The sequence below is a fragment of the Methanococcoides sp. AM1 genome (genome assembly GCF_900774055.1).
Taxonomy (GTDB): Archaea; Halobacteriota; Methanosarcinia; order Methanosarcinales; family Methanosarcinaceae; genus Methanococcoides.
Window position 1 is genome coordinate 116,843 of sequence record NZ_CAAGSW010000003.1, and the last position, 24,901, is coordinate 141,743.

The following is a 24,901-nucleotide window of genomic DNA, read 5'->3' on the forward strand; positions in this document are numbered from 1 at the left end:
AAGAAAAAAGCTACCGTTGTTCAAAGGCCAAAGTCTGCAAGAAATGCTACGAAATCTTCGTATTTATCGAGGAAGTTCCTTCCCTTATCGGTCAGTGAATATATCTTGCGTTTTTCCTTGTATGGTCTGATTGCGATAAGGCCCTTTGATTCAAGGTCTCCGACATATTCTTCGAACATCTGGAAGGAAAGGTTCGATAACCTCTGAAGTTTTGTTGGACTGATCGTATTGTTGGACTCGCGGATAACTTTGAGTATATCCCTTATGATCTCCAGACGGCTTCTTTTCTGGAAAGGCTTCATATTGTTAGAATGCGAGTCCATTTTCGAATTCCTTTAAGAATAATGAAATAAGCTACGATCGTAAGTCCGTTTATGACATATCCTGCTATAGTATCTTCTGCTATCACATTACTGAAAGTACCAAGGAAGTTCAGTGTAAATATAATGATAAGCCCGAGATAGTAAGGGTGGTTTATTGAACCTATCCTTCCGGACGATCTGAGATTAGATCTTATTAACATGAGTATCAGTATAAATATACTTCCTTTGTAAATAATTGTACTGGCAAGTCCATAATGTCCTGATATAAATCCGTATACCATTACATCCATCAGGACGAATACCATCAAACCCAGGAAAAATATTGATTTATATCTTCTTTTCGTGGAGATATTATCGAAAAGCCGCCATGTAATTGTATAAAGCAATTCTGTGTTTGCTATCCAGAAAGAACATCCTGCTAATATCAGTGCAGGAATTCCTACTATCATAAAGAACAATGTTCCGGCTTCCAATGAAAATTTTGCCATTACCATTGAGATCAGCATTGTCAGAAGTGCAAGATTTCCAACACCGAAGAAAAAGAAGGTATTTTTGAAATGCTTAAGTCCCTCATACTGGCTAATTGAATAAAGTTTGGCTATTTCCAGATAGATCATCAATGCAAGAATGGCCATGACAGGATATGCAATGAGGTCGAATACAACATCCGTTAATGTATACATGGATGTCATTTCTGTTGCCATCTCAAGTATCTTCGGTGTCAGTATTGCATCAACAGCATCGATTGCCATGTTCGGTCCTATGTAGGAGCTGGTATATATAAAAAATGTAGTTAAACTATGTTTTTCAACTATCTTTCTCAACTACTTCTCGTTTTTATAGATGTCAGTATTTACAACAGTTCATGTCAGAACCACTGATCGCTTTCAGTAACGTCTGGAAGACCTACCAGATGGGAGAAGTGCAGGTAAATGCCCTCCGGAATGTAAGTGTTTCCATAGACCGTGGAGAGTTTGCTGCTATCATAGGCCCTTCAGGAAGTGGGAAATCCACAATGATGAATCTTGTAGGCTGCCTTGATGTCCCGTCTGAAGGCGAGATCTTCCTTAAGTCAAGGAATATATCTGAAATGACCGAATCAGACCTATCCACACTCAGAGGGAAGACCATTGGATTCGTTTTTCAGCAGTATAACCTGATCCCGGGAATGTCCGCTCTTGAGAATGTTCTTCTTCCCCTTGAGATCCAGGAAGTTGAAGATAATGTTGCCATGGAAAGAGCAAAGGAATCCCTTGAAATGGTCGGCCTGTCAGACAAGCTGAACAACAGGCCCAGCCAGCTTTCCGGCGGGCAGCAGCAACGCGTTTCCATTGCAAGGTCACTGGCATGTGATCCCGAGCTTATTCTTGCAGATGAACCAACCGGTGCTCTGGACAGTAAGACCGGGCGTGAGGTAATGAACATTCTTCAAAGGCTCTGGAAAGAGAAGGGAAAGACCGTGGTGATGGTAACCCACGACATGGATCTTGCACAGTATGCTGCGAGGCACATAGTTCTAAAGGACGGTCAGATAGTTCGCGATGAGCTTAATGATAATTTGTCCGGGGATGGATCTCAGACAAACTTTGATGATCATAATATCTAAAAAAGGTGATCCGATATGAATTTTAAAAAGATTTCAACAATTTTAGTATTATTCCTTTTCATTTCAATGTTATTTGGACATACTGCAATGGGCATGACCAATTCTGACAGGGGATTGATCGTAGATCTACTGAACCAGAAACCAGATCCTGTAAAACCTGGTGATGTTCTTGAAGTTAGATTTTCTATCCAGAACACCAGGTCAAGTGCAACAGATAACGTTATTGTTGAGGTAGTTCCAAAATACCCTTTCAACAAAGTTTCCGGGCAACCGTTGATCGAGAATCTCGGTAAGCTCGGAAAGCGGTATGAGGATGAGAACAGCAAAGTTGTAAAGTTCGAACTTCTAGTTGACAACAATGTCAACGCAGGTCAATATCCTCTTGAGGTATTGGTCTATGAGCAGGGTAACAGGGAGCATGTTTCCCTAAAACAGGATGTCATGATCGATGTTGACAGTGAATCCAATGCTGAGGTCGAGTCCATCAGCCTTGAGAAACTGGTTCCGGGAAAGAAGACCAACCTGTCCTTTGTCATAAAGAACGTTGGAAATTCTCCTTTGAAGAATGCTATGTTCTCATGGGATAGCACAGGTGACCTTATACTTCCTGTAGGTTCAAGCAACGTGAAGTACATCAATTTCATCGATATTGGTGAGAATGCGACCGTAGAGTACCAAGTATTGACAAATGTCAACACAAAACCCGGACTCTACAAGCTGGATATGACACTTATTTATGATGATGTGGAGGAACTGCAAACCATCACACAGGCCGGAACACTGGAGAACCAGAAACGTAAGACCATTGAGAGTAAAGCAGGTATCTATATCGGTGGTACAACTGATTTCGATATCGTTTTTGTCGAGCAGACCATAAGGGGTGATTATTCCTTCTCGGTTTCCAATATCGGAAACAACAAGGCAAGTTCAGTGACCATATCCATTCCTGACCAGGATGGCTGGAGTGCGAACGGTGGTTCAAATTCCGTTGTTCTTGGCAGTCTCCAAAAAGGCGACTACACGATAGCAGATTTTGGCATTACTCCTGACACTTATGGTGAGTTCCTTCCATTGAAGTTCCAGATCGCCTATACATCAAGTGATGGTGAGAGAGAAGTTCAGGACAAGGAATTGTCAGTACTTGCATCAAAACCGGTGATAATACAGGAATCAGCCAAAAGCAGCGGGTCAAACAGCTGGATAGTTCTTGCTTTCGCAGTTGCTTGTGTTGCAGGCTTTGTGTTCTATAAGAAGAAAAAGCTCTAACATTTCTTCTTATTCGGGGTATTCAACATGAAACCGGCAAAGATATTCAAGATATCATTGAACATGGTCAAAGCCAATAAACTGCGAAGCTGGCTTACTATAATTGGAGTTATCATAGGGATAGCTTCTGTTATGACCGTGGTGACAACAGGTGAATTTTTCCAGGACCAGGTAACCAAGACACTGGAAGGATTTGGAGGTGATACTATCACCATAGTCGCTTCCACGCCTTTCCAGGTCATCGATGAAGAAGAAGTAGGTGTTGATCCTGTTAAAGATCAGGAGTACAATGAGTACCTTGAAGACCCTGATATGGATACACAGGCGAAGTTAACAAAGAAGGATGTGCTCACTCTTGAGAGGATCCCTGAGGTCGAGTATATCAATGTAAAAGTTGAAAGCAGTGCATTACTGGCAATGGGTACAGAAGAGACATCCGTATGGATAAGCGGCGTGGACCCGAAGGTATGGGGGAAGATAACCACAGACAAGATCGCTGAAGGTCGGATGCTAAAACCCGGTGATCGGAATGTTGTGGTTATTTCCGATTCACTTGCAAACGAGGCGTTCAAAGATAAGAAGATAAGGCTTAACCAGATGATCGTCATGAATGAAAGATCATATCGCGTAGTCGGCATCCTTGCAAAAGGGGACGGCCTGCTTGGGGGCATAAGCAGTATGTTCGGCAGTAGTGTGTATATGTCATGCGATGATGTTTATGACCTTCAGGGTGAGGACGATGCCTTTGCAAAAGAGGAAGGCGTCTACGATTCAATTGAGGTGAAGCTTTACGAGGGTTCCGATGTGAATACTGTGCTCGATTACATGGACAATAAATTGCAGTTATCAAGACGCGTCGATGAGGATTCCAAGGATTTCTACATTTCCTCACAGAAGGAAATAATGGAAGGTACTAATAAGTTAATTACCGGTCTGACCGCATTCCTTGCTTTCATTGCAGGTATCTCGCTGCTGGTAGGCTCAGTAGGTATTGCCAACACCATGTTCACTTCAGTGCTTGAGAAAACAAAGGAGATCGGTATCATGAAGGCGATCGGTGCCCGAAACGAGGACATCCTTCTGATATTCTTGTGCAATGCTGCCCTGATAGGTCTTGTAGGCGGTCTGCTTGGAATTCTTCTGGGAACAGCAATAGTGCAGGTTATAGTGTTCCTCATTTCGATGCAGCTGAAGATCGCATTTGCATTCACATTGAGCCTGAAGGCAACGGCAGTAGCAACGATCGTTTCAATTGGAGTTGGCCTGGTGGCAGGTCTCATGCCTGCAAAGAATGCTTCGAAGCTGAATCCTGTGGATGCTTTGAGGTATGAGTAAATTGAGAAGGGAATGGAGTACTGAGGAACATTGATCCCGGTTCTCTGATCCTCTTTATTTATTTATTTATTTATTTATCTATTTATGTTTTTTTTACTATCGGAATTGATCAATTAAGGCACAATAACAGTTGTTGCTTAGAAATACTTGAGTGGTGGGTCGAGAACTGTCCCTGATTTAACAGAAATGTCGAATTTTTTGAATTAATGAAATGTGGGTACTTCTTCGATGTCTTGTTCTTAAGCTATTCGTCAGGTCATTATTTTTTAAGATCGAAAAGAAGAGTAGTAACTCCAACTTCTTTACAAAAACAATTTTGGCAACTTTCCTCTAATATTTCCGGGCTTCTTTCATTAAAACAATTTCCACAATTTAGACACGTACAGATTCTCTGATCAGCCATTTTTATCAACCTTCCCCATTTCTTTTCAAATATATATGTTTCAACACTTATAAACTATATTATTTTTTATCATGCATTCCTCTAATATGTAGGAAAGTAAGACTCGAACATAAGTTCTCTATGAAATGGAGATGCTATACATAAAGACCAGGAATATCAAGTTCAAAAGTGAAATGCAATTTTCTCTTATATATACTCTTCATTTAGTAACAACTTATTGTTGCTGAAGCAAAGGGGCTCTTCAGCAAAGAAAATATGAAATAAAGAAACAATCAATGTTTTATGAGATCTTGTTTCCTTTTATCATAGTCTGGACAAAATATATATTTGTCTTTAATATCCCATATTATGGGGTGATACAATAAAACTTCAAAACAAATTTCCAGTGCTTGAAGGATGGATCGAGAACTGCCCTTAGCTTAACAGGGATATCGAACTGCTGGAATGCATGAAATGTGAGCATTTCACAAAGATCGACTGCATCTTTATTGTCTGTGGCTACAAGGAGAAGTATTCCAAGCGGCGGAAGACTTATCGTGATGCAGAGACTGGTGAAGAGGCCATCAGGTGTGAGATTTCCTGAATTGGGTCTTTTTTGATCAGTTCGATGACTAATTGATGTGCAGCAAATTGATCGTTAGAAGTCAGATCGGTCAATATCCCGATCGGGAAATCTATCTTTGTTTTTCTTGATTAGATCATTTCAGTTACGTTCGGAGAGGTAAACTCCTGCAAGTACAAGCACTGCACCGATCACCACATAGATGTTCGGCACATTTCCGATTATTATGCTGTCCCCGATGATCGTTACAAGCGGGAGCAGGTAGATCCCGTTAGTGGTAGTGCCTGATCCTGCAAGGTGTATTGCTTTGTTCCAGAAAAGGAAACCAAATGCTGAGCAGAATACTCCCAGGTAGATGAGAGCAGCTATGACCACCAGCAGGTCATTTTGTGAGAATATGTCTATCCTCAGGTTCTGTGCTTCATAAAGTGCAAAGGGCAAAAGAAAGAGCGTGCCTGCTAATGTGATGTCCCGGGAAACAATGAGCATGTTCCTTGAACCCATGCGGTCTATGATCAAAGTGTAGAACACCCAGGAGAATACCGATCCGAACATCAGGAAATCTCCCAACGGGTTCAGGTTGAGATTGAACTTTCCGTTCAGTATTAATAGACCAACTCCGACAAAAGCAATGAAAGCTCCAAGATACTTTATTGGTTTTGAGAATTTCTTTCTGAGAGCATCTACGGTGAATAGGAAGAACACTGGCACTGTGGCACTTATGAGAGATGAGTTGGTGGCTGTTGTGAATGTCAGTGCTACGTTCTCGAACATATAGTAACAGGTAATTCCCAGAAAACCGGCGATTGCAACATACTTGATCTCATCTCTTGTGTAGTTCTCTTTTTTCCTGCAAATAGAGAACAGGAGAACGGTAGCAATGAAAAAACGTGTAAATCCGATTGTTGCAGGGTCAAGATAGTCAAGCAACACTTTTGTGGCAACGAAGGAAAATCCCCAGATGGCAACGACCATCAACATGTAGAGAATTCCTTTTGTACGATCTTCCATTTTCACCACTCTTTATAAGATGTCAATATAAGGATTGCTTTTGTGAGCCTGTGTTTTTATATATTGGTTTCGATATGTACATTCATATAAGGTATGATATAACTCAATATCTAAAAAGGAAGACCTCATGTGATCCGATCGATACTGGACAATGACCTTTACAAGTTCACAATGCAGATGGCTGTACTGGAACTTTTCCCTGATGCACGGGCAGAATACCATTTCATAAACAGGGGAGAACAGCGCTTTACTGCTGAGTTTGTAGCAGAACTGCGACGAACTATTAATGAGGATCTCGTTGGACTGGCATTGACCGATGAGGAATACTCTTGGCTCAGAACGAATTGCCCTTTTTTCAAACCTTCTTATATTGAGTATCTTAAGAACTTCCGTTTCGATGCTTCGGAAGTGAACTTATCCCTTACTGATGATGGTGACCTTGACCTCTGTATCGAAGGTCCCTGGCACAGTTCCATTCTCTGGGAAATTGTTCTCATGGCGACCATCTCAGAACTCTATTTCACCATTGTGGAAAATGAATGGTTGAACAGGTTCGCATCCAATGGAGACGATCCTGAGATCACTTTAATGAACGAGTATGGCAGCCTGATGAACGAGATGGGTGAAGAGCTCAATTCAAATGGTTGTATCTTCTCTGAATTCGGAACGCGCCGTCGCAGGGGATTCAAATTGCATGACAAGGTTGTTGACGTTCTGCACAGGCTGGACTCATTTGCCGGTACGAGCAATGTCTATCTTGCTAAAAAATACGGTGTCCGTCCGATAGGCACCATCGGCCATGAATGGATCATGGGTAACTCTGCTCTTGTGGGACTTCGAAATGCAAACCTGTTCGCGTTCGAGAACTGGGTCAGGGTCTACAAAGGGGATCTGGGTATTGCTCTAAGCGACACATTCGGATCAAAGCCTTTCTTCAGGAATTTCAGCCTTGAGCTTGCCAAGATCTATGATGGTGTCCGTCATGACAGCGGTGATCCCTTCAAATTCGCAGATGAGGTAATTGAGCATTACAAGAAGCTGGGTATCGACCCCATGAAGAAGTCACTCGTATTCAGTGACTCGCTTCATGTAAAGGATGCTGTCCGGTTAAAAGAGCATTGTGAAGGCCGCATCAATTGCAGTTTTGGTATCGGCACAAGCCTGACGAATAATTCGGATTTCTTCAGTTACAGTCCTCCGCTTAACATGGTTATCAAGCTTCACAAGATCGATGGCATACCTGTGGTCAAACTGAGCGATTCTGAGGATAAGGCTACAGGAGATTGCGATGCATTGAGGGTTGCCAACTATATTTTCGGCAGGAAAGGGCTGGACGATTAAGTGTTATTTTTGAGCTGAATTTTTGGAATATTTATGGGGATAGCTGTAAGTCATGGAAGGTACACTCCCGTATTCGGTTCAGCTCCTTTACTAAATACATTCATTTGTTGCCCCGTTAATGTCATATACAGAAAACACGATTATCAGCATCATATATCATAATTAATGCTTTTTTTCAAGGAAACAATACAGGAAAAAGCTACTCAGCTGCCAATGCAGCGAAAACGCAATTTTTCATGGAGGATAAAAGATGATCGAAGCTTATCTAAAACACGAAGAAGAGAGGAAAGCTCAGGGAATTCCCGCACTTCCTCTGAATCCGGAACAGACTTCTGAACTTTGTGAGTTATTACAAAATCCTCCTGCAGACAAGGAAGAGTTCCTGCTCAACCTGTTCACGGAACGGATCTCTCCTGGTGTGGACCCCGCTGCAAAGGTCAAGGCAGATTTCCTTGGCAAGATACTGTCAGGAGAAGTCTCTTCACCGCTTATTGACAAAAAGGAAGGCATCAGGATCCTGGGAACCATGATCGGCGGCTACAATGTCAAATACCTTATCGAAGCACTCGGGGATGCTGAAGTAGCAGATGAGGCTACCTGTGCGCTTTCAGGTATAACTCTTGTCTACGAAGCTTTTGACGATGTACTGGAACTATCAAAGACAAATGAAGCTGCCAAAAAGGTTCTTGAGAGCTGGGCTAACGCTGAGTGGTTCACAGGCAGACCAGGAATTCCTGAAACCGTTACTGTAAAGGTATTCAAGGTCGACGGCGAGATCAACACCGACGATTTCTCCCCTGCAAGTGCTGCATGGAGCCGCCCGGACATACCTCTTCATGCACTGGAAATGGGCAATACCCGCTTCCCGGGAGGCATTGATGAGATGGCAAAATGGCGCGAGGAAGGAAACGAGGTTGCCTTTGTCGCTGATGTGGTAGGAACCGGTTCCTCCCGTAAATCCGCCTGCAACAGTGTGCTCTGGCACATCGGCAAGGACATACCATACGTTCCCAATAAACGCCGTGGCTGCGTGATCATTGGTACTGCCATAGCTCCTATCTTCTTTAACACAGCTGAGGACTCAGGTGCCCTGCCTCTGCAAATGGATATCAGCAAGCTCCAGCATGGCGACGTCATCACCATCAACACCGTAAAGGACGAAGTAACAGATGGGGAAGGTAATGTTATCTCCACTTTTGATCTCAAACCCAACACCCTCGCGGATGAATATCGCGCTGGCGGTCGTATTCCTCTCATAATTGGTCGTTCGCTGACCACCCGGACTCGCGAGGCAATGGGTCTGCCTGAGACAGACATATTTGTCACACCCGATAATCCGGTTCCTGAGCCGGGACAGGCTTACTCCCTGGCACAAAAGATAGTTGGTCGTGCATGCGGTGTAGACGGAGTTCTACCCGGCACTGCCTGTGAACCGATAATGACCACTGTAGGTTCCCAGGACACCACCGGTCCTATGACCGCCGACGAACTCACAGAACTTGCCTGCCTCAAGTTCCAGGCTCCAATGTTCATGCAGTCATTCTGTCACACAGCAGCCTACCCCAAGCCTGCGGATGTGAAGATGCACAAGGCACTGCCGAATTTCGTTTCTGAGCGTGCGGGTGTATCCCTGAAACCCGGGGACGGTGTCATCCACAGCTGGCTTAACCGCCTGCTGGTTCCGGACACAGTAGGTACCGGTGGCGACTCTCATACAAGGTTCCCGATAGGCATATCATTCCCGGCAGGTTCCGGGCTTGTTGCTTTCGCAGGAGCTCTTGGTTTCATGCCTCTGGATATGCCGGAATCCGTTCTGGTACGTTTCAGTGGTAAGCTTAATCCTGGCATCACGCTGCGTGATGTGGTCAATGCCATTCCATACTATGCTATCAAGCAGGGTCTGATGACCGTGCCAAAGAAAAACAAGATCAATATCTTCAACGGCCGCATCCTCGAAATAGAAGGACTCCCTGATCTCACAGCCGAGCAGGCATTTGAGCTGACGGACTCTGCCGCAGAGCGCTCAGCCGCAGCCGGTTGCATCCAGCTCGGTGAAAGATCCGTATCTACTTTCCTGCGCTCCAACCTTGCATTGATGAAAAAGATGATCGAGAACGGGTACAACGATGCACAGACTCTCCAAAACCGCATAGAAGCTGTTGAGGAGTGGCTGGAAGACCCGCAACTGCTCAAGGCGGATCCGAATGCAGAGTACGCCGCAGTCATAGGGATCGATCTTGCGGACATCAAGGAGCCGATCCTTGCATGCCCGAATGATCCTGATGATGTCAAGCTGCTTTCCGAGATTGCAGGCACCGCGATCCAGGACGTCTTTATAGGCTCATGCATGACAAACATCGGTCACTTCCGTGCTGCAGCCGCGATCTGGAGTGATCAGAAGTTCAACCCCGATGTCCGTACATGGATATGCCCACCTACCCGGATGGACCAGGCAAAGCTCAGGGAAGAGTCAGTTTTCTCCGTGTACAGTCAGGTCGGTGCTCGCATCGAGATCGCCGGATGCTCACTATGCATGGGTAATCAGGCTCGCGTACCGGATGAATCCATAGTGTTCTCCACCAGCACCCGTAATTTCGACAATCGTGTGGGTGACGGAGCTCAGGTCTACCTTGGTTCAGCGGAGCTTGGAGCGGTTATCTCCAACCTTGGCAGGATACCAACGGTCGATGAGTACATGGAAGTTTACATGGAGAAGATCGAGCCAAAACAGGCCGAGATCTACAGGTATCTTCAATTCGATGAAATGGAAGATTTCCTGTAATACAAACTGTAAAACTAACTGTGAAACTTGTTAAATGCGCAAAAATAGTAACTTTAAAGCGCATTTAACAATAATGGGCACACTATGCCCATTATCCACATTTTTATTCTTCACCTTGAAAACTCAGGAAAGGTGAAACTTTCAGCCTGTAAAGAAAAGATCAAGGAGATATCTTACTCTCCCTTCAGTGTGTCCCTGAGGAACTTGTGCAGGATACCGCCGTGTTTGCAGTACTCTACTTCTATTCCTGATGTGAGCCTGACATCCACATTGAAACTCTTCTCATTGCCATCAGCATCAGTTGCGACGACCCTGACCTCTCCTCCGGGCTGAATGTTGTCGATACCGATGATATCGTAGCTTTCCTGCCCTGTGATGTCGAATGTCCCGGCACTTTCTCCCGGCTTGAACTGGAGTGGGACAACTCCCATGCCAACAAGGTTGCTGCGGTGGATCCTCTCGTAGGATTCAGCGATAACTGCCTTTACTCCGAGAAGCTGTGTACCTTTTGCAGCCCAGTCACGTGAGCTTCCGGTTCCGTATTCCTTTCCTGCTACAATTACCAGTGGTACATTGTCTTCCATGTACTGCATTGCTGCGTCGTAGATGAAAGCTTCCTTTCCGTCTGGCATGTGGATGGTCCATGAACCTTCCTTGCCAGGTACCAGCTTGTTCTTAAGGCGAACATTTCCGAATGTTCCACGCATCATTACTTCGTGGTTACCTCTTCTGGAACCGTATGAATTGAAGTTCTCAACAGCAACTCCCTTTGAGATCAGGTACTTTCCTGCAGGATACTCAGGAGGAATTGCACCTGCCGGGGAGATGTGGTCGGTGGTGATACTGTCTGCAACGAACACGAGTGCACGTGCACCTTTGATATCTGACATCTCATCGATATCCATTGGGAAGTCCTGGAAGAACGGTGGCTCCTGTATGTAGGTGGAATCCCGGTCCCAGTTGTAGAGCAGTCCCTTTGGTGCATCCATCTGCTGCCAGAGTTCGTTTCCTTCGAAGACATTTGAATAGGTATTCTCGAATATCTCAGGTGTAACGTACTTTGCAGTTGTTTCAGCGATCTCTTCGTTGGTTGGCCAGAGCTCGTTAAGGTAGACCGGCTCACCATTCGGATCGCATCCCACAGGCTCGTTGGTCATGTCAATATCAACTGTTCCTGCAAGTGCGAATGCAACTACAAGCATTGGGGATGCGAGATAGTTGGCCTTTACATGCGGGCTGATCCTGCCTTCGAAGTTCCTGTTTCCGCTGAGAACTGCTGCTGTGGTAAGGTCCTTGCTCTCGATCTCATCGATAATGGACTGCCTGAGCGGGCCACTATTGCCGATACATGTCATACATCCGTATCCTACGAGATGGAATCCCAGTGCTTCAAGGTATGGCATGAGCCCTGCTGCTTTCAGGTAATCAGTTACTGCACGGGAACCGGGTGCAAGGCTTGTTTTCACGTATGGCCTGACCTTTAGTCCTCTCTCAACAGCCTTCTTTGCGAGAAGTCCGGCTCCGATAAGCACTGACGGGTTAGAGGTGTTGGTACATGATGTGATGGAAGCGATGACCACGGAACCGTGGTTCAATGCAGGGATGTCCTCCTCACATTTGATCTTTCCAATTCCGCTGTGTTCAGGGTGTGTCTTCTCGACAACTGCATATCCTCCGTCCTCAAGCCAGCTGGAATATTCGGATTCATCTACAGTTTTCATCTCGAAGGTGTCCTTCATGGTCTGGTGGAAGCTCTCGGACATCCTGCTAAGCGGGATGCGGTCCTGTGGTCTTTTCGGACCTGCAAGGGATGGCTCCACAGTGCTCATGTCGAGCTCAAGTGTTGAAGTGTATTTTGGATCAGCTTTGTCCGCCGATGCAAAAAGTCCCTGCTCGGTAAGATAATTCCTGACCATCTCTACGTGCTCTTCGCTTCTTCCGGTCATGAGCATGTAAGTCAGTGTCTTTTCATCAGCAGGACAGAATCCCATTGTTGCACCGTATTCAGGTGCCATGTTAGCAAGGATCGCCCTGTCCGGAAGAGTAAGGTCGCGGTAACCGGGTCCGTAATATTCTACGAACTTGCCTACAACACCGTGCTCCCTGAGCATCTGGGTAACGGTAAGTACAAGGTCTGTAGCTGTTACTCCTTCCTTCAGTCTGCCGGTAAGCCTGAAACCGACAACTTCAGGGATCGGCATGTAGTATGGCTGGCCGAGCATGACAGCTTCAGCTTCGATACCGCCTACACCCCAGCCAAGCACGCCCAGACCGTTGATCATGGTGGTGTGGGAATCGGTACCTACGAGTGTGTCAGGGTATGCAACGGTTTCACCGTCTAAATCCTTGAAGTGAACAAGTGGTGCGAGGTTTTCAAGGTTGACCTGGTGGATGATGCCGCTTGCAGGTGGAACCACACGGAAGTTGTCAAAAGTGTTCTGTGCCCAGTGCAGGAGTTCGTATCTTTCCCTGTTCCTCTGGAACTCGAGCTTCTCATTGCAGGAGATAGCTCTGGATGATCCGTAGCAGTCGGTCTGTACAGAGTGGTCGATCACAAGGTCTGCAGGGATCGCCGGGTTGATGTCCTCCGGCTTTCCGCCGAGTCTCTTCATGGCGGACCTGATTGCTGCAATATCTACAACTGCAGGAACGCCTGTAAAGTCCTGTAAGAGTACCCTTGACGGGATGTATGGGATATCAGCCTGTGGCACGTCATCAGGTTTCCAGGAAGCAAGGTTCTTTACGTCTTCTTCGGTCACGACCTTGCCGTCAACGTTCCTTAAGATATCCTCGAGCAATACCCTGATAGAATAAGGTAAAGAAGAGAGCTCACAGAGTCCAGTTTCCTCAAGTTTGGCCAGGCGGTATATGGTTATTTCCTTTTCCTTAAAGCTGAAAGTGTCTTTTGCTCCAAAAGCACCGGAATTTTCACTCATGCTCTACACCTCTGACCAATCATTTTTCTGATCTAACGAATTTTGCGCGAGGTCGTATCAGCCTGTTGTCTGAATATTGCTCAAGGCAATGTGCAATCCAGCCCGATATTCTTCCTATGGCGAAGACCGCGGTTGCAAGTTTTGAGGGAATGTCCAGATATTTGTAGACGACACCTGAGTAAAAATCCACATTCGGGTAAATTGGTTTGCCCTTTTTTCCCACAAATTCCCTGTAAGCGATCTCTTCCATCCTTTCGGCAATATCGAACCAGAGCATATCTCCCCTGTCTTCAGCTATCTCTTTTGCCAGCTTTTTGTATACCTTTGCGCGTGGATCATAGGTCTTGTAGACACGGTGGCCGAATCCCATCAGCTTTTCGTGCTTTTCAACTTTCCCTATTACAAAATTCTCCACCTTATCAACAGAACCTATCTCATCTATGGCTTCCATCACAGCCATACGTGCACCGCCGTGGAGAGGTCCCTTCAATGCGCATAGCCCGCCGATGACGGATGAGTGGATATCTGAAAGTGTAGATGCTATTGTTCTTGCGGTAAATGTGGAGGGGTTGAGTTCGTGGTCAGCACTCAGTATGAAATCTGTTTCGAGGATGCGGGCTTCAAGTTCAGATGGTCTTGTTCCACGAAGCATGTACAGGAAATTAGCACTATGGGATAGTTCCGGGTCAGGTTCAAGTTCTTCCATTCCGTGTTTTGTTCTCGAAAATGATGCAACGACCGTAGGAAAGCGTGCAATCATCCTCATTCCCTTTCTGATGTTCGCTTCAGGAGAATTATCGTTCAGGTCGGGGTCACAATGGGACATGAAAGAAATAGTGGTTCTCAGGGCATCCATAGCTTCAATATTGTAATTGCAGAACCTGATCACATTAAATGCACTGTCACTTATTGTTCTAAGTTCTTTAAGCTCATCCGAGAAACTTTTAAGTTCGTTCCGGTCAGGCAGTCTGCCATATATCAGCATGTAAGAGACCTGTTCGTAAGACATGTCTGCGAGTTCAGCTATATCGAACCCCCGATATTCAAGGATACCCTTTTCTCCGTCGATAAAAGTGATGCTACTTTCCAGTGCAACGATATTCTCCAGCCCTTTTGCAAAGTTATGTTCCATTAAAGACCCCCGATATATTTCCTTAATGTAAATCTGATATAATTCTATTAATCAGTTTTTACATTCTGTGATACTTTTAAGTCTGATAACAAAGATACATATTTTATGATGTTCGGGTCTTTCGCCGGGATCACGAACATCTTGCTATCAACAGGTGGGGATTATGGGTAGTTGGTATTGTTCTGTATGCAATGTGTACCATTATGATGATGACGTGGGAGATCCGGACTTAGGTATCGAACCCGGAACAAGGCCAGAGGATTTTCCGGATAACTGGAAGTGCCCCATATGTGGAGCTACAAAAGATAAGCTCAAACCTGTGATCGTTGAAGCAACTGAGAACATTGTCGCAGGAAGAACAAAAACAAAAAGTGTCAAGGTAGTTATCGAAAAAGGTGCCGACAATCCTCTTCTAAAACCCGAACTCGCACAGGACTATGGTAAACCTCTTGGTCTTGCAGGAATAGGTTCGGGAATATCCTATCTCAACAACTTCAGGGCTCTTGAAAAAGTGAAACTTAAGACAAGGCTTATCTGTGAACACCAAAAACCTGTGATCGAAAAGAACTTCTTCGGAACAAAAGTATGCATGCCCCTGTTCGCATCTCCTACTGGCGGTTTGAGCTATTTCGAGAACATCGAAGAAGAGGATTTCATGACCTCGGTCCTGAATGGCTGCAAACTTGCCAAAACCATCGGGTTTACAGGAGATACAGCTAAGGATTTCGATGAGCATCCTGGTATAATTGCTCTGAGAAGTGTAGGGGGACGGGGAGTAAATATCTTCAAACCACGTTCCCAGGATGTACTTCTTGACCTGATAAGTCAGTCTGAAAAGGCCAATGCAATAGCTGTTGGCGTGGACATTGACGGAGCAGGTTCGGTCAACTTCACCCTTGCAGGAAAACCTGTTTTCAGGAAGACCATTGATGACCTTAAGGAGCTCAAACGATCCACACCCCTTCCTTTCATGGTCAAAGGGATCATGTGTGAGCAGGATGCACTTGCTGCACTTGAAACCGGTGCAGATATAATTGGCATCTCAAACCATGGCGGACGTGTGCTTGACTCAACTCCCGGAGTTGCTGAAGTGCTTCCAAACATTGTCGAGGCTATCAGGGATTCCAGAGGTGGCAGGAAGGTCGTGATCACAGCTGACGGTGGTATCAGGACCGGTTTTGATGTGGTTAAGATGCTTGCACTGGGTGCTGATTATGTATTGACAGGTCGTCCAATAGTGCGGGAGGCTGTGCCACATGGAGCCGAAGGTGTCAGGAATCTGATCGAGTATATGAGGTCTGACATTGAGAAAGCGATGATCATGACAGCTTGCAATGATCTTGAGGATATTAACAGGGATATACTGTATGAGTATTGAATTACAATAATTGAAAAGATCGAAGAGTATAGTTCGATGATTATACTTTCTTTTTTGACTAATTATATTTTCATCCCTAAAACTTAAATCAGTTCACTGGCATATTTTATCTGGGAGTGATAATTGTATGCCAACGATTGCACATTTTGACCTGCCAGTTGATGATCCTGAGCGGGCAAAAAAGTTCTACGGTGAACTTTTTGACTGGAAGATAGAGAAAGTAGAAGGACCGTTTGAGTATTATTTCATCGAGACCACAGACCTTGAAGGTCAGCCGGGTCTTGGTGGAGGAATGGGGCTTCGTGGTAGTCCTGAACAGAGGATCACCAATTTCATTGGAGTAACTTCGGTAGATGAGTACTGCGACCGTGTGAAAGAACTCGGAGGAATGGTGCTCCAGTCAAAGATGCCTGTGCCCGGCTGGGGATATCTTGCAGTTTGTATGGATACCGAAAAGAACACTTTCGGTCTATGGGAAGTTAATGAGAACGCAGAGTAAGGTCATTTTAGATCCGGATCAGACCGGCCTGAGCAGGTTGATGGATCTTTGTTCCGATCTGATCTGACCGAATTTGATTCGAGCTGATCTTCGACTGTATCAAAGGGGAAATAAAATGAGTACAGATCTTGTAATAAAAGTAGGTGGAGCCGCAGGTCAGGGATTACAGACCATAGGTGTTGCACTTGCAAAGACCTTTAAATCGAGTGGTTTCAACGTTTTTGCCACCCAGTTCTACCTTTCAAGGGTAAGGGGTGGACATAATACGTTCCAGGTAAGGATAAGCGAGGAACCGATCAGGGCAATGACCGAGAAAGTGGATATCCTGATAGCTCTTGATAAAGAGTCTATTGAGGAGCAAATTGAGGAAATGTCCAATGGGGTCATAATATTTGATAATGATGTCGTTAAGATAGACAATACAAATGACCTGTTTTTCAATGTCCCGATGCTGAAGATCGCAAAAGATGTCTGTGGGAACAAGATATATTCTAATTCCGTTGCAAGTGGTGCTGCCCTTGGTCTGATGTGCTTTGAATTTGATTATCTTGCAAAGGTCCTGACTGAAACTTTCAAGAAGAAAGGAGAGGAGATCATTGATAACAATATCAAAGCAGCACGTGCCGGCTATGATTATGCAAGAGAGAACTTCCCCTCGGAATGCAAGTTCTCTGTGAGTGAACCTTCGGATAAAGATGGAAGGATGCTTATCGCAGGAAACGACGCTGTCGGACTTGGTGCTCTTGCTGCCGGAGTACAATTCCTTGCAGCATATCCGATGACACCATCTACAGGGGTCATGACCTATGTGGCTGCAAATGCTGATGACTTCAATGTCGTAGTTGAACAGGCAGAAGATGAGATCGCTGCCCTGAACATGGTGCTTGGTGCTTCCTTTGCCGGTGCAAGGGCTATGACAACAACTTCAGGCGGTGGATTCTGCCTGATGTCAGAAGCTCTGGGTCTTTCCGGTATCACGGAGACACCTGCTGTGATATTCTTATCCCAGCGTCCCGGGCCTGCTACCGGTCTTCCTACCATGACCGAGCAGGGTGATCTCCAGTTCGTGCTAACCGCAGCACAGGGTGAGTTCCCCCGCTGTGTACTGGCTCCCGGAACACCGGATGACTGTTTCTACATGACAGCTGAAGCTTTCAACATTGCTGACAAGTACCAGATCCCGGTCTTTGTCATGAGCGACCAGTATCTTGCAGATTCACTTTTCACATGTAAGAGGTTTGATCCCTCGAAGGTTAAGATTAAAAGATATCTGATGTCTGATGAAGAACTGGTCGGGAATGGTGAATATAAACGCTATGAGCTAACCATGACAGGTATCTCGCCGCGTGCAATACCCGGGCAGGCAGGAAAAGTGGTCGTTGCCGATAGTGATGAACACAATGAATATGGTCATATTGACCAGACCATCGAGAACCGTATCCTGATGAATGAAAAGAGGATGAAAAAGCTCGATCTTTTGAGAGATGATATGGAAACGCCGCATCAGTATGGTCCTAAAGATGCCAAAATAACGCTTGTCGGATGGGGTTCTACATATGGTCCTCTTATGGAAGTAGTGAACATCCTCATAAGTGAAGGTCATTCGGTGAACCATGTTCACTTCACTCATGTTTTCCCCCTGCCTGTAGAGGCTACCAGAAACCTTCTTGAAAATTCAGAGACCATCGTTTGCGTGGAGAACAATGCAACGGGACAATTTGCAAGGTTGCTTGAATGTGAGATTGGTCTGCATATTTCTGAAAAGATCCTTAGGTCTGATGGGAAACCGTACAGTCCTGAATCAATAATACGTTCCATGAGAGACAAAGAGGTGATCTGATATGGTAAGCGTGGAAGATTACGGTGAATTTGAGACAGAATGGTGCCCAGGTTGCGGGAACTTTATGATACTTAAGGCTGTCAAACGTGCCCTTGCAGAACTTGGCAGGTCGCCGGATGAGGTATTGATCACATCAGGTATCGGGCAGTCAAGCAAATTGCCACATTACCTGAAATGCAATGTCTTCAACGGACTTCATGGCAGATCCCTGCCTCCTGCAATAGGTGCAAAGGTCGCCAACCATGAGCTAACTGTACTTGCAGTCACAGGAGACGGTGATTGTTATGGTGAAGGTGGTAATCATTTCCTGCACAATGTCAGGAGAAATCCCAACATCACCCTGATAGTTCATGACAACCAGATATATGGCCTTACCAAAGGCCAGGCTTCGCCTACAAGTGAGCTTGGCATGAAGACAAAGGTACAGACACATGGCGTGTTCAACACTCCGCTGAACCCATTGTCGCTTGCAATTTCCCTTGACTGCTCATTTGTAAGCAGGGGTTTTGCAGGTGATGTTCCTCACCTTACAGAGTTGATCAAAAAAGCTATACAACACAAGGGTTTCTCTCTTGTGGATGTGCTTCAGCCATGCATTTCCTTTAATAAGCTTAACACTTTCAGCTGGTATTCAGAAAGGGTCTATAAGATGGAAGATGGTGATCACAGTCCTGATGACAGGGCAAAGGCATTTGAAAAGTCTCTGGAATGGGGAGAAAGAATACCTTTAGGTGTCTTTTACATTAATGAGAAACCTACTTTCGAGGACCATCTTGATGTTCTCAGGTCCGGGACATTAGTAGGAAATAAAAGTGATCCTCAAAAAGTAGATGAACTTCTCGACAGTTTCATCTGAAATCTTTTTTATATCTTTTTCAACACATTTTAAATCCATTTTCCCTGTCACTATTGAGCTATCATCCTGCTATTTTTTTCAAACGGTTTGCTGCCGTCTTCAATGCCAGGGTCATAGCATTATGGAAAGATTGTTGTAATTAAATATGAACCAGATTCCAAAGATCATCATAAAACTTCCACAGAAGTACAAGACTCGTTTATGGTTTTTACGGGATATGAAATCTTTGCCTCTGGATGTAGAGGATGATACTGTAACAAGATAACCAAGATCTGCTATCCAGTGACCGATAACAAATGCAATTATGGCAACAGTCCCTATAAGATATTCCTGAAGTATTATGGCACTACCTGCTGTAAGCCACCAGAGGACATAAGTGGGATTTAATGCAGATGTAAGAATGCCTGCAAAGACCGGGCTTTTCGCGATCTTTACTTTTCTGGCTGCTCCGGATATGTCCATTGTCGAAACACTTTTTGCACTTTTTAGTATTACCAGACCAAATAATATCATTATAATACCACCAATAATGGACATGTATGCAATGGTACTTCTTTCGATAAAAGATGAAATACCACCGATTATCAGGAGTATTATGGAAATCTCTACCAGTGAGTGTCCAAGGAATACAAATGGTCCTGTGCGCCAGCCTTTTTCAAGTGATATTCCTATCGTGGCGAACATCATAGGTCCTGGAATAAGTGCAGCAGAAATACCAATTGTAAATCCCAGGGCAAGTGCTTTGATAACTTCGATCATAATATCAGGCATTCGATTATATTTCTCATTTATAAAAGTGACTATATTTATAATCTATGTCGCAGCATCTCGATATTTTTAGTTCATGTTACAATATGTATTCAAAGTTTGACAGTCTTATCTCCGATAAGAATACGATATGATCCAATTCCTGCTGCAACACACCATAGGAGAGGCCAGAGATAAGCAGATTCTATATCGCTTAAGAGAAAAAGTATTGCAGTTACCATGAACAGTATCTTCCCCATTTTCACTCTTAATTTATCAAGAGATTCACCAGTCATGTCGCCTTTACTTTTCAGTTCCCGGGAATCAAGGATAGATGGAATGAATAATATTGACATGGAAAGTAAAGCAGTGATCTCTATTAATGTGATATTTACAATTGCAGTATTGTTTCCCTCGAAGATATTGAATAAAGATGCAGCTAGCATTAGTATTGATGCGATCAGATGGATCCGGTTAGGGTAAGATGCTCTGCTGTCAATAAAAAATGCAGTGGCTGTCAGTATTCCAAATAGCCAGGTCATCTGGTAGGTGAGAAATACACTGAGTAGAAACACAGCAATTGTGTCGAATATTCCTGCTTTTAAACCGGTTGAACGATCTACTATTCGTAGCAAGAGCAGAAGCCAAAATAAGGGTAATACTGGATGTATCCCAAATACCATAACAGGAACAAATGAAAGGATAACAGGAACAAAGGCAGCTATCTCGTGGTCAGGGTCAACTTCTCTTGAGATGGCCCATACCAGAAATACGGATATGCCTGCTGTTATTCCATATATTATTGAAGCACTGGTGGTATTGTTGAGGCTTAAATGGAATAGTGAACCAGCTACCAGTACAATTGCAGATATCCAGATCATCAGGCGGTTGGTGGGATAGTCCGGGTCAACTGGACGATTGATGGATGTTATCCTGTAAATGTCCATACATAAAATGCTACGTTCTTAAATTTTAAAGTTTCTAAGGCGAGTGCAATAAAGCATTATAAAAGTCGAATGCCATCATTTTAAATAGTTTGGACTTCAAAGGCTAAACCCTATGGCAATGTCTAAGAAGGATCTGGCAAGAAAGAGCGGAAAGAAGAAAGAAAAACTCGCAGAGCTTGAAAAGAAAGCAGCTGCTGGTGATGCATCTGCTAAGAAGAAGCTTTTAAAAGAGAAAAAGAAGTAAGTATTCTTATTTCTTTTTTCACTCTTTTTTCCACTAACGTATTTCAAGAACATTTGAAGCGCTGCTTTTAAATTTCTATAACTTTCATTCTTATTTTGTGTATTGGTATAATTCCAATATGTTATCATAACTGAAACTAAGGTTTGGATCAAAATGAGAATGTTAGAAGAATTCTTTCCGGAATTTACGGAAAAGCTGGATGAGATCGACAAATTGTATGCCGATACGAGAACTATTGATGAAAAGACATATCAGTTCATCTGCTTTGCTCTTTCCATCAAGGCAAGATCAAAACCCTGTGTACTCAAACATTTCAAAGGTGCTCTTGAGGCCGGAGCCACTGTCAAGGAACTATCTTACATCTTTGCCCTTACAATGAGAGAGGCGGCAGGCGCTGATGACTGCTGGACACATGATGTCATTGGTGATTGGAAGGATATCCTCAAAGGCAATGTTTCATGCAGTTGTTGTGGGGAATCTGAATCCTAATGATCTGATTCGCAGCAGAAATGTTGTATGGCCCAAAAAATAAAAAGTAATTGAAATTTATTAGAGGTTTAATGATCCATTCCAGATATCCGGGATGGAAATTATTCTTCCTCAGAAGGTGTTTCGACCTCAACTATTTCGGCGTCCATAGCATTGTTCTTGACAGATTTTATACCATTCATGCAGGCTGCTTTAGTTGAATAGCCCTGACCTGTTGCTATGATTTCGCCATTCTTTGCTTTGAGTCTGAATCTGTACTTTCCACTCTTATCGGCATATATCTCAAATTTTGACATATTCTCACCTCTTCAGTAAAATTATCTATTTACGATTGATGCACAGCAGTGACACTAACTACCCACTTCCTATAAATTCTTTGGCGGTTATGTGTTAAATACTTTTTGTCTGAAAAACTCTAAAGCAAAGAAAACTGGCATATTCTTGTAAATCAAATATTGATCTTTAAAGGTCCTCGAATTTCTCAATTAACTTATTTTCCTTTTCTTTTTTACATATTTTTCCAGCTCTATCAGGAAGAAGACCGAACTTGCGGTAATTCCTATTACTATCCAGTCCATGGGGTCAATTGGACTTGTCTTAAGGATGGCATTCATTGTAGGGTTGTATGTAATGAACACCTGTAGGGACAGCACCAGTGCAATCCCCATCAGCATGAACTTGTTCGAAAACAGTTCTCTGAATACATTTTCATAGATAGATTTGCAGTTGAAGAGATAAAATATCTCGAAGAAGACTATTGTGTTGAGTGCTATTGTCTGAGCAGTGTTGCTATCTCTACCGTTCTGCATAATTTCAAAGAAGTATAGCAAAAATGTAGCAGTTACCATTAATAAAGCTACGGTAACGATCCTTTGCTTTATAACTGGAAGAAGAAGTGGCTCCTTTGGTTGCCTCGGTGGCCTGTTCAGAAGTTTCTTTTCCATCGGTTCCAGTGTGATAGTTACTCCCAGTCCCAGCGCAGTGATCGTATTGATCCAGAGGATGTGTAGTGGAAGCAATGGTGGATTCTTTAGTCCAAGAATAACAGCTGCCAGTACTGCTAATCCTTCTGCTGCATTTGTAGGAAGTGTCCAGAGTATTACCTTCTGTATCTTGCTGTAGACATTTCTTCCTTCTTCCACAGCATTTACAATGGATGCAAAATTATCATCTGCAAGTACCATATCAGCTGCATCCTTTGCAACTTCTGTACCTGACTTGCCCATGGCGACACCAATATCAGCATTTTCAAGTGCCGGTGCATCGTTAATGCCATCACCGGTTACTGCTACGACCTCTCCCTGGTTCTTAAGGAGACCTACAATTCTTGATTTATCTTCAGGGGATGTTCTTGCAAAGACTGATACTGTTTTCAGTGCTTCAGTGAGCTCTTCATCCGCCATTCCCTGGATATCGCTTCCTGATAAGGCACCCTCAGTTCGTATGCCGAGTTGCCTGGCAATTGTGTGACCTGTCAGGATATGATCTCCCGTTATCATTATCACTCTGATCCCGGCATTATTGCACTTGAAGATGGATCTTTTTACTTCTTCCCTCGGAGGGTCGATCATTCCCTGCAGTCCGAGGAATATAAGGTCTTTTGTATCTCGATCCTCGATCTCATCCTTACCTTGTTCCAGCTTCCGGTAAGCTGTTGCGATTACCCGAAGACCCTCGGATGCCATGTCCTCTGCAGCGTCAAGGAACTTTTCCGGATCAATTGGTTCCAGTTCTTTCCCATTGAACTGGTGGCTGGAAAGTTCGATCAGTTTTTCAGGAGACCCTTTCACATATATCCAGCTATTTCTTTCTTCATCCTGATGCAACGTTGCCATATACCTTTCTTCGGATTCAAAAGGTACGGAGTCAACTCTTTGCATGTAGAATTTTCCGGCCTTAGAGGCAGATACAAGAAGTGCCCCTTCAGTGGGATCTCCATCTATCCCCCCTTCTTCTCTTAAATAAGCATCATTACATAGTGCTCCGGCTTTGAGTGTCTCCATCAATGCCGGATGGGAGAATGGTTCGATCCTCTTCCCCTGGAGTTCGAAGTCTCCCTGTGTGGTATATCCGACACCGGTCACATTAAACTTTCCTTCTAAAGTGTAGATATTCCTTACCGTCATCTCGTTCTTGGTAAGAGTACCGGTCTTGTCAGAACAAATGACTGTGGCCGAGCCAAGGCTTTCTACTGCCGGCATGGTCCGGATTATAGCATTTCGGGAAGCCATTCTTTTTATTCCGAATGCCAGGGAAATGGTAATTAGTGCAGGCAGGCCTTCCGGAATGGCTGCAACTGCCAGACTTACAGAGGCAAAGAAGATGTCCAGGTCATCGAATCCCCTGAGCCTTCCGATAATAAAGGTCAGTATTGCCAGACCGAGGATAACAACAGCAAGTGTTTTTGCCATCTGGTCTATCGTTCTGACAAGTGGTGTTGAGATCTTCTTTGTTTTACTTATCAGTTCAGATATTTTTCCGATCTCACTCTCAGAACCTGTAGCGACCACAATTCCAAGGCCGCTTCCCTGTGTTACCAGCGTGCCTCCAAATGCAATGTTCTTCTGTTCTGCAAGTGGAAGGCTTTTTGTCTCTATGAGATCGATATTCTTCTCCACAGCTGTGGATTCGCCGGTAAGCATTGATTCATCTATGCGCAGGTTCTTTACGTACATCAGTCGCAGGTCGGCAGGGATCCTGTTACCTGCTTCAAGGAGTACGATATCGCCTGCAACAAGTTCCTTGCTGTGTATTATCATTCTCTGCCCGTCTCTCAATATGCTTGTTTCAGGAACCAGCATCTTTGCAAGTGACTCAAGTGCATTTTCAGCTTTTCTTTCCTGAATGAAACCTATGGCAGCATTGGCGAGTACAACTCCGAGAATGACTGCCATATCCGCATATTCCTCAAGAATGAATGTGACAAGTGAAGCGGCAAAAAGAACATAGATGAGGGGGCTTGCAAACTGTCTTGCAAATCGATGTAGGGAACTTTCTTTCTTCTTTACCTCAACTTCATTGAACCCATACTTTGAAAGACGAATTTGTGCCTCTTCGGCAGTAATACCATCCTCGTCCGTGTCCAGTAAGGTAAGAACCTCATCTACAGGCACACGGTACCATTTGATCTCCCCACTCATAGGTAATTATGTGTTATTTTAGGATGATATTCTTTTTGGTTTTTTGTTAGGAGATTTTGGCTTT

At 44.2% G+C, this 24,901-nt stretch carries 21 protein-coding genes; 12 read left to right on the forward strand and 9 right to left on the reverse strand.

All coding sequences use genetic code 11. The features are described 5' to 3' along the window. Positions 1-20: 20 nt before the first annotated feature. Positions 21-323 (reverse strand): winged helix-turn-helix domain-containing protein, encoded by a 303-nt coding sequence (locus tag E7X57_RS05660; protein WP_244603611.1) that lies wholly within the window; start codon positions 321-323, stop codon positions 21-23. Further along, complete coding sequence (locus tag E7X57_RS05665) at positions 299-1,075, reverse strand: hypothetical protein (RefSeq protein ID WP_135611506.1); 777 nt, start codon at positions 1,073-1,075, stop codon at positions 299-301. The genes E7X57_RS05660 and E7X57_RS05665 overlap by 25 nt, the downstream gene beginning before the upstream one ends. A 113-nt stretch (positions 1,076-1,188) precedes the next feature. On the opposite strand from E7X57_RS05665, the gene E7X57_RS05670 reads away from it, so the two are divergent. From E7X57_RS05670 to E7X57_RS12855, 4 genes are all read left to right on the forward strand, one after another. Next, positions 1,189-1,929, forward strand: coding sequence for an ABC transporter ATP-binding protein (locus E7X57_RS05670; protein WP_135611509.1), 741 nt, complete (start codon positions 1,189-1,191; stop codon positions 1,927-1,929). 15 nt (positions 1,930-1,944) lie between these two features. Beyond that, on the forward strand, positions 1,945-3,195 hold the full coding sequence (locus E7X57_RS05675) for a COG1361 S-layer family protein (protein ID WP_135611511.1): 1,251 nt from the start codon (positions 1,945-1,947) through the stop codon (positions 3,193-3,195). 27 nt (positions 3,196-3,222) lie between these two features. Further along, entirely contained in the window at positions 3,223-4,530 is a 1,308-nt protein-coding gene (locus E7X57_RS05680) for an ABC transporter permease (RefSeq protein ID WP_135611513.1), read from the forward strand. 851 nt (positions 4,531-5,381) lie between these two features. Then, positions 5,382-5,516 (forward strand): hypothetical protein, encoded by a 135-nt coding sequence (locus tag E7X57_RS12855; protein WP_256369405.1) that lies wholly within the window; start codon positions 5,382-5,384, stop codon positions 5,514-5,516. A 120-nt stretch (positions 5,517-5,636) separates the two neighbouring features. Here E7X57_RS12855 and E7X57_RS05685 read toward each other — a convergent pair whose 3' ends face one another. Continuing rightward, positions 5,637-6,506 (reverse strand): DMT family transporter, encoded by an 870-nt coding sequence (locus E7X57_RS05685; RefSeq protein WP_135611515.1) that lies wholly within the window; start codon positions 6,504-6,506, stop codon positions 5,637-5,639. Positions 6,507-6,635: 129 nt separating this feature from the next. On the opposite strand from E7X57_RS05685, the gene pncB reads away from it, so the two are divergent. Continuing rightward, positions 6,636-7,847: a nicotinate phosphoribosyltransferase gene (pncB, locus tag E7X57_RS05690; RefSeq protein ID WP_135611517.1), complete on the forward strand. Its 1,212-nt coding sequence runs from the start codon at positions 6,636-6,638 to the stop codon at positions 7,845-7,847. Between the two features lie 250 nt (positions 7,848-8,097). Continuing rightward, positions 8,098-10,629: a bifunctional aconitate hydratase 2/2-methylisocitrate dehydratase gene (locus E7X57_RS05695; RefSeq protein WP_135611519.1), complete on the forward strand. Its 2,532-nt coding sequence runs from the start codon at positions 8,098-8,100 to the stop codon at positions 10,627-10,629. Positions 10,630-10,802: 173 nt separating this feature from the next. Here the strand turns inward: E7X57_RS05695 and acnA are convergent, their stop codons facing one another. Continuing rightward, positions 10,803-13,565 (reverse strand): aconitate hydratase AcnA, encoded by a 2,763-nt coding sequence (acnA, locus tag E7X57_RS05700; RefSeq protein ID WP_135611521.1) that lies wholly within the window; start codon positions 13,563-13,565, stop codon positions 10,803-10,805. A 19-nt stretch (positions 13,566-13,584) separates the two neighbouring features. Next, the gene (locus E7X57_RS05705; RefSeq protein WP_135611523.1) at positions 13,585-14,697 is read right to left on the reverse strand and encodes a citrate/2-methylcitrate synthase; all 1,113 of its coding nucleotides are present in this window, start codon (positions 14,695-14,697) and stop codon (positions 13,585-13,587) included. A 163-nt stretch (positions 14,698-14,860) separates the two neighbouring features. Here E7X57_RS05705 and E7X57_RS05710 point away from each other — a divergent pair, with 163 nt between their 5' ends. From E7X57_RS05710 to E7X57_RS05725, 4 genes are all read left to right on the forward strand, one after another. Further along, on the forward strand, positions 14,861-16,075 hold the full coding sequence (locus tag E7X57_RS05710) for an alpha-hydroxy-acid oxidizing protein (protein WP_135611525.1): 1,215 nt from the start codon (positions 14,861-14,863) through the stop codon (positions 16,073-16,075). Positions 16,076-16,202: 127 nt separating this feature from the next. Continuing rightward, positions 16,203-16,574, forward strand: coding sequence for a VOC family protein (locus E7X57_RS05715; protein WP_135611527.1), 372 nt, complete (start codon positions 16,203-16,205; stop codon positions 16,572-16,574). Positions 16,575-16,689: 115 nt separating this feature from the next. Next, the gene (locus tag E7X57_RS05720; protein ID WP_135611529.1) at positions 16,690-18,414 is read left to right on the forward strand and encodes a 2-oxoacid:acceptor oxidoreductase subunit alpha; all 1,725 of its coding nucleotides are present in this window, start codon (positions 16,690-16,692) and stop codon (positions 18,412-18,414) included. A gap of 1 nt (position 18,415) precedes the next feature. Further along, positions 18,416-19,270 carry a 2-oxoacid:ferredoxin oxidoreductase subunit beta gene (locus E7X57_RS05725; protein ID WP_135611531.1) on the forward strand — a complete coding sequence of 285 codons (855 nt, stop codon included), beginning with the start codon at positions 18,416-18,418 and terminating at the stop codon, positions 19,268-19,270. Between the two features lie 111 nt (positions 19,271-19,381). Here E7X57_RS05725 and E7X57_RS05730 read toward each other — a convergent pair whose 3' ends face one another. Both E7X57_RS05730 and E7X57_RS05735 read right to left on the reverse strand, forming a co-directional pair. Further along, positions 19,382-20,029, reverse strand: a complete 648-nt coding sequence (locus tag E7X57_RS05730; RefSeq protein WP_135611533.1) for a LysE family transporter — start codon at positions 20,027-20,029, stop codon at positions 19,382-19,384. A 101-nt stretch (positions 20,030-20,130) separates the two neighbouring features. Then, complete coding sequence (locus E7X57_RS05735) at positions 20,131-20,964, reverse strand: hypothetical protein (RefSeq protein ID WP_135611535.1); 834 nt, start codon at positions 20,962-20,964, stop codon at positions 20,131-20,133. A gap of 112 nt (positions 20,965-21,076) precedes the next feature. Between E7X57_RS05735 and E7X57_RS12860 the strand changes: the two genes are divergently transcribed. Continuing rightward, on the forward strand, positions 21,077-21,208 hold the full coding sequence (locus E7X57_RS12860) for a hypothetical protein (protein WP_256369406.1): 132 nt from the start codon (positions 21,077-21,079) through the stop codon (positions 21,206-21,208). 153 nt (positions 21,209-21,361) lie between these two features. Beyond that, entirely contained in the window at positions 21,362-21,697 is a 336-nt protein-coding gene (locus tag E7X57_RS05740) for a carboxymuconolactone decarboxylase family protein (protein WP_135611537.1), read from the forward strand. 101 nt (positions 21,698-21,798) lie between these two features. Here the strand turns inward: E7X57_RS05740 and E7X57_RS05745 are convergent, their stop codons facing one another. Next, a complete protein-coding gene (locus E7X57_RS05745; RefSeq protein WP_135611540.1) occupies positions 21,799-21,993 on the reverse strand; it encodes a YegP family protein in 195 nt (64 codons plus the stop codon). Positions 21,994-22,182: 189 nt separating this feature from the next. After that, positions 22,183-24,837 carry an HAD-IC family P-type ATPase gene (locus tag E7X57_RS05750; RefSeq protein ID WP_135611541.1) on the reverse strand — a complete coding sequence of 885 codons (2,655 nt, stop codon included), beginning with the start codon at positions 24,835-24,837 and terminating at the stop codon, positions 22,183-22,185. Positions 24,838-24,901: the final 64 nt, after the last annotated feature.

Bases quoted from the DNA above. Each gene is read 5' to 3' on its own strand.
- E7X57_RS05660 (WP_244603611.1), bottom strand. From the start codon at position 323: ATGGACTCGCATTCTAACAATATGAAGCCTTTCCAGAAAAGAAGCCGT.
- E7X57_RS05665 (WP_135611506.1), bottom strand. From the start codon at position 1,075: ATGGCAATCGATGCTGTTGATGCAATACTGACACCGAAGATACTTGAG.
- E7X57_RS05670 (WP_135611509.1), top strand. From the start codon at position 1,189: ATGTCAGAACCACTGATCGCTTTCAGTAACGTCTGGAAGACCTACCAG.
- E7X57_RS05675 (WP_135611511.1), top strand. From the start codon at position 1,945: ATGAATTTTAAAAAGATTTCAACAATTTTAGTATTATTCCTTTTCATT.
- E7X57_RS05680 (WP_135611513.1), top strand. From the start codon at position 3,223: ATGAAACCGGCAAAGATATTCAAGATATCATTGAACATGGTCAAAGCC.
- E7X57_RS12855 (WP_256369405.1), top strand. From the start codon at position 5,382: ATGAAATGTGAGCATTTCACAAAGATCGACTGCATCTTTATTGTCTGT.
- E7X57_RS05685 (WP_135611515.1), bottom strand. From the start codon at position 6,506: ATGGAAGATCGTACAAAAGGAATTCTCTACATGTTGATGGTCGTTGCC.
- E7X57_RS05695 (WP_135611519.1), top strand. From the start codon at position 8,098: ATGATCGAAGCTTATCTAAAACACGAAGAAGAGAGGAAAGCTCAGGGA.
- acnA (WP_135611521.1), bottom strand. From the start codon at position 13,565: ATGAGTGAAAATTCCGGTGCTTTTGGAGCAAAAGACACTTTCAGCTTT.
- E7X57_RS05705 (WP_135611523.1), bottom strand. From the start codon at position 14,697: ATGGAACATAACTTTGCAAAAGGGCTGGAGAATATCGTTGCACTGGAA.
- E7X57_RS05710 (WP_135611525.1), top strand. From the start codon at position 14,861: ATGGGTAGTTGGTATTGTTCTGTATGCAATGTGTACCATTATGATGAT.
- E7X57_RS05715 (WP_135611527.1), top strand. From the start codon at position 16,203: ATGCCAACGATTGCACATTTTGACCTGCCAGTTGATGATCCTGAGCGG.
- E7X57_RS05720 (WP_135611529.1), top strand. From the start codon at position 16,690: ATGAGTACAGATCTTGTAATAAAAGTAGGTGGAGCCGCAGGTCAGGGA.
- E7X57_RS05725 (WP_135611531.1), top strand. From the start codon at position 18,416: ATGGTAAGCGTGGAAGATTACGGTGAATTTGAGACAGAATGGTGCCCA.
- E7X57_RS05730 (WP_135611533.1), bottom strand. From the start codon at position 20,029: ATGATCGAAGTTATCAAAGCACTTGCCCTGGGATTTACAATTGGTATT.
- E7X57_RS05735 (WP_135611535.1), bottom strand. From the start codon at position 20,964: ATGGACATTTACAGGATAACATCCATCAATCGTCCAGTTGACCCGGAC.
- E7X57_RS12860 (WP_256369406.1), top strand. From the start codon at position 21,077: ATGGCAATGTCTAAGAAGGATCTGGCAAGAAAGAGCGGAAAGAAGAAA.
- E7X57_RS05740 (WP_135611537.1), top strand. From the start codon at position 21,362: ATGAGAATGTTAGAAGAATTCTTTCCGGAATTTACGGAAAAGCTGGAT.
- E7X57_RS05745 (WP_135611540.1), bottom strand. From the start codon at position 21,993: ATGTCAAAATTTGAGATATATGCCGATAAGAGTGGAAAGTACAGATTC.
- E7X57_RS05750 (WP_135611541.1), bottom strand. From the start codon at position 24,837: ATGAGTGGGGAGATCAAATGGTACCGTGTGCCTGTAGATGAGGTTCTT.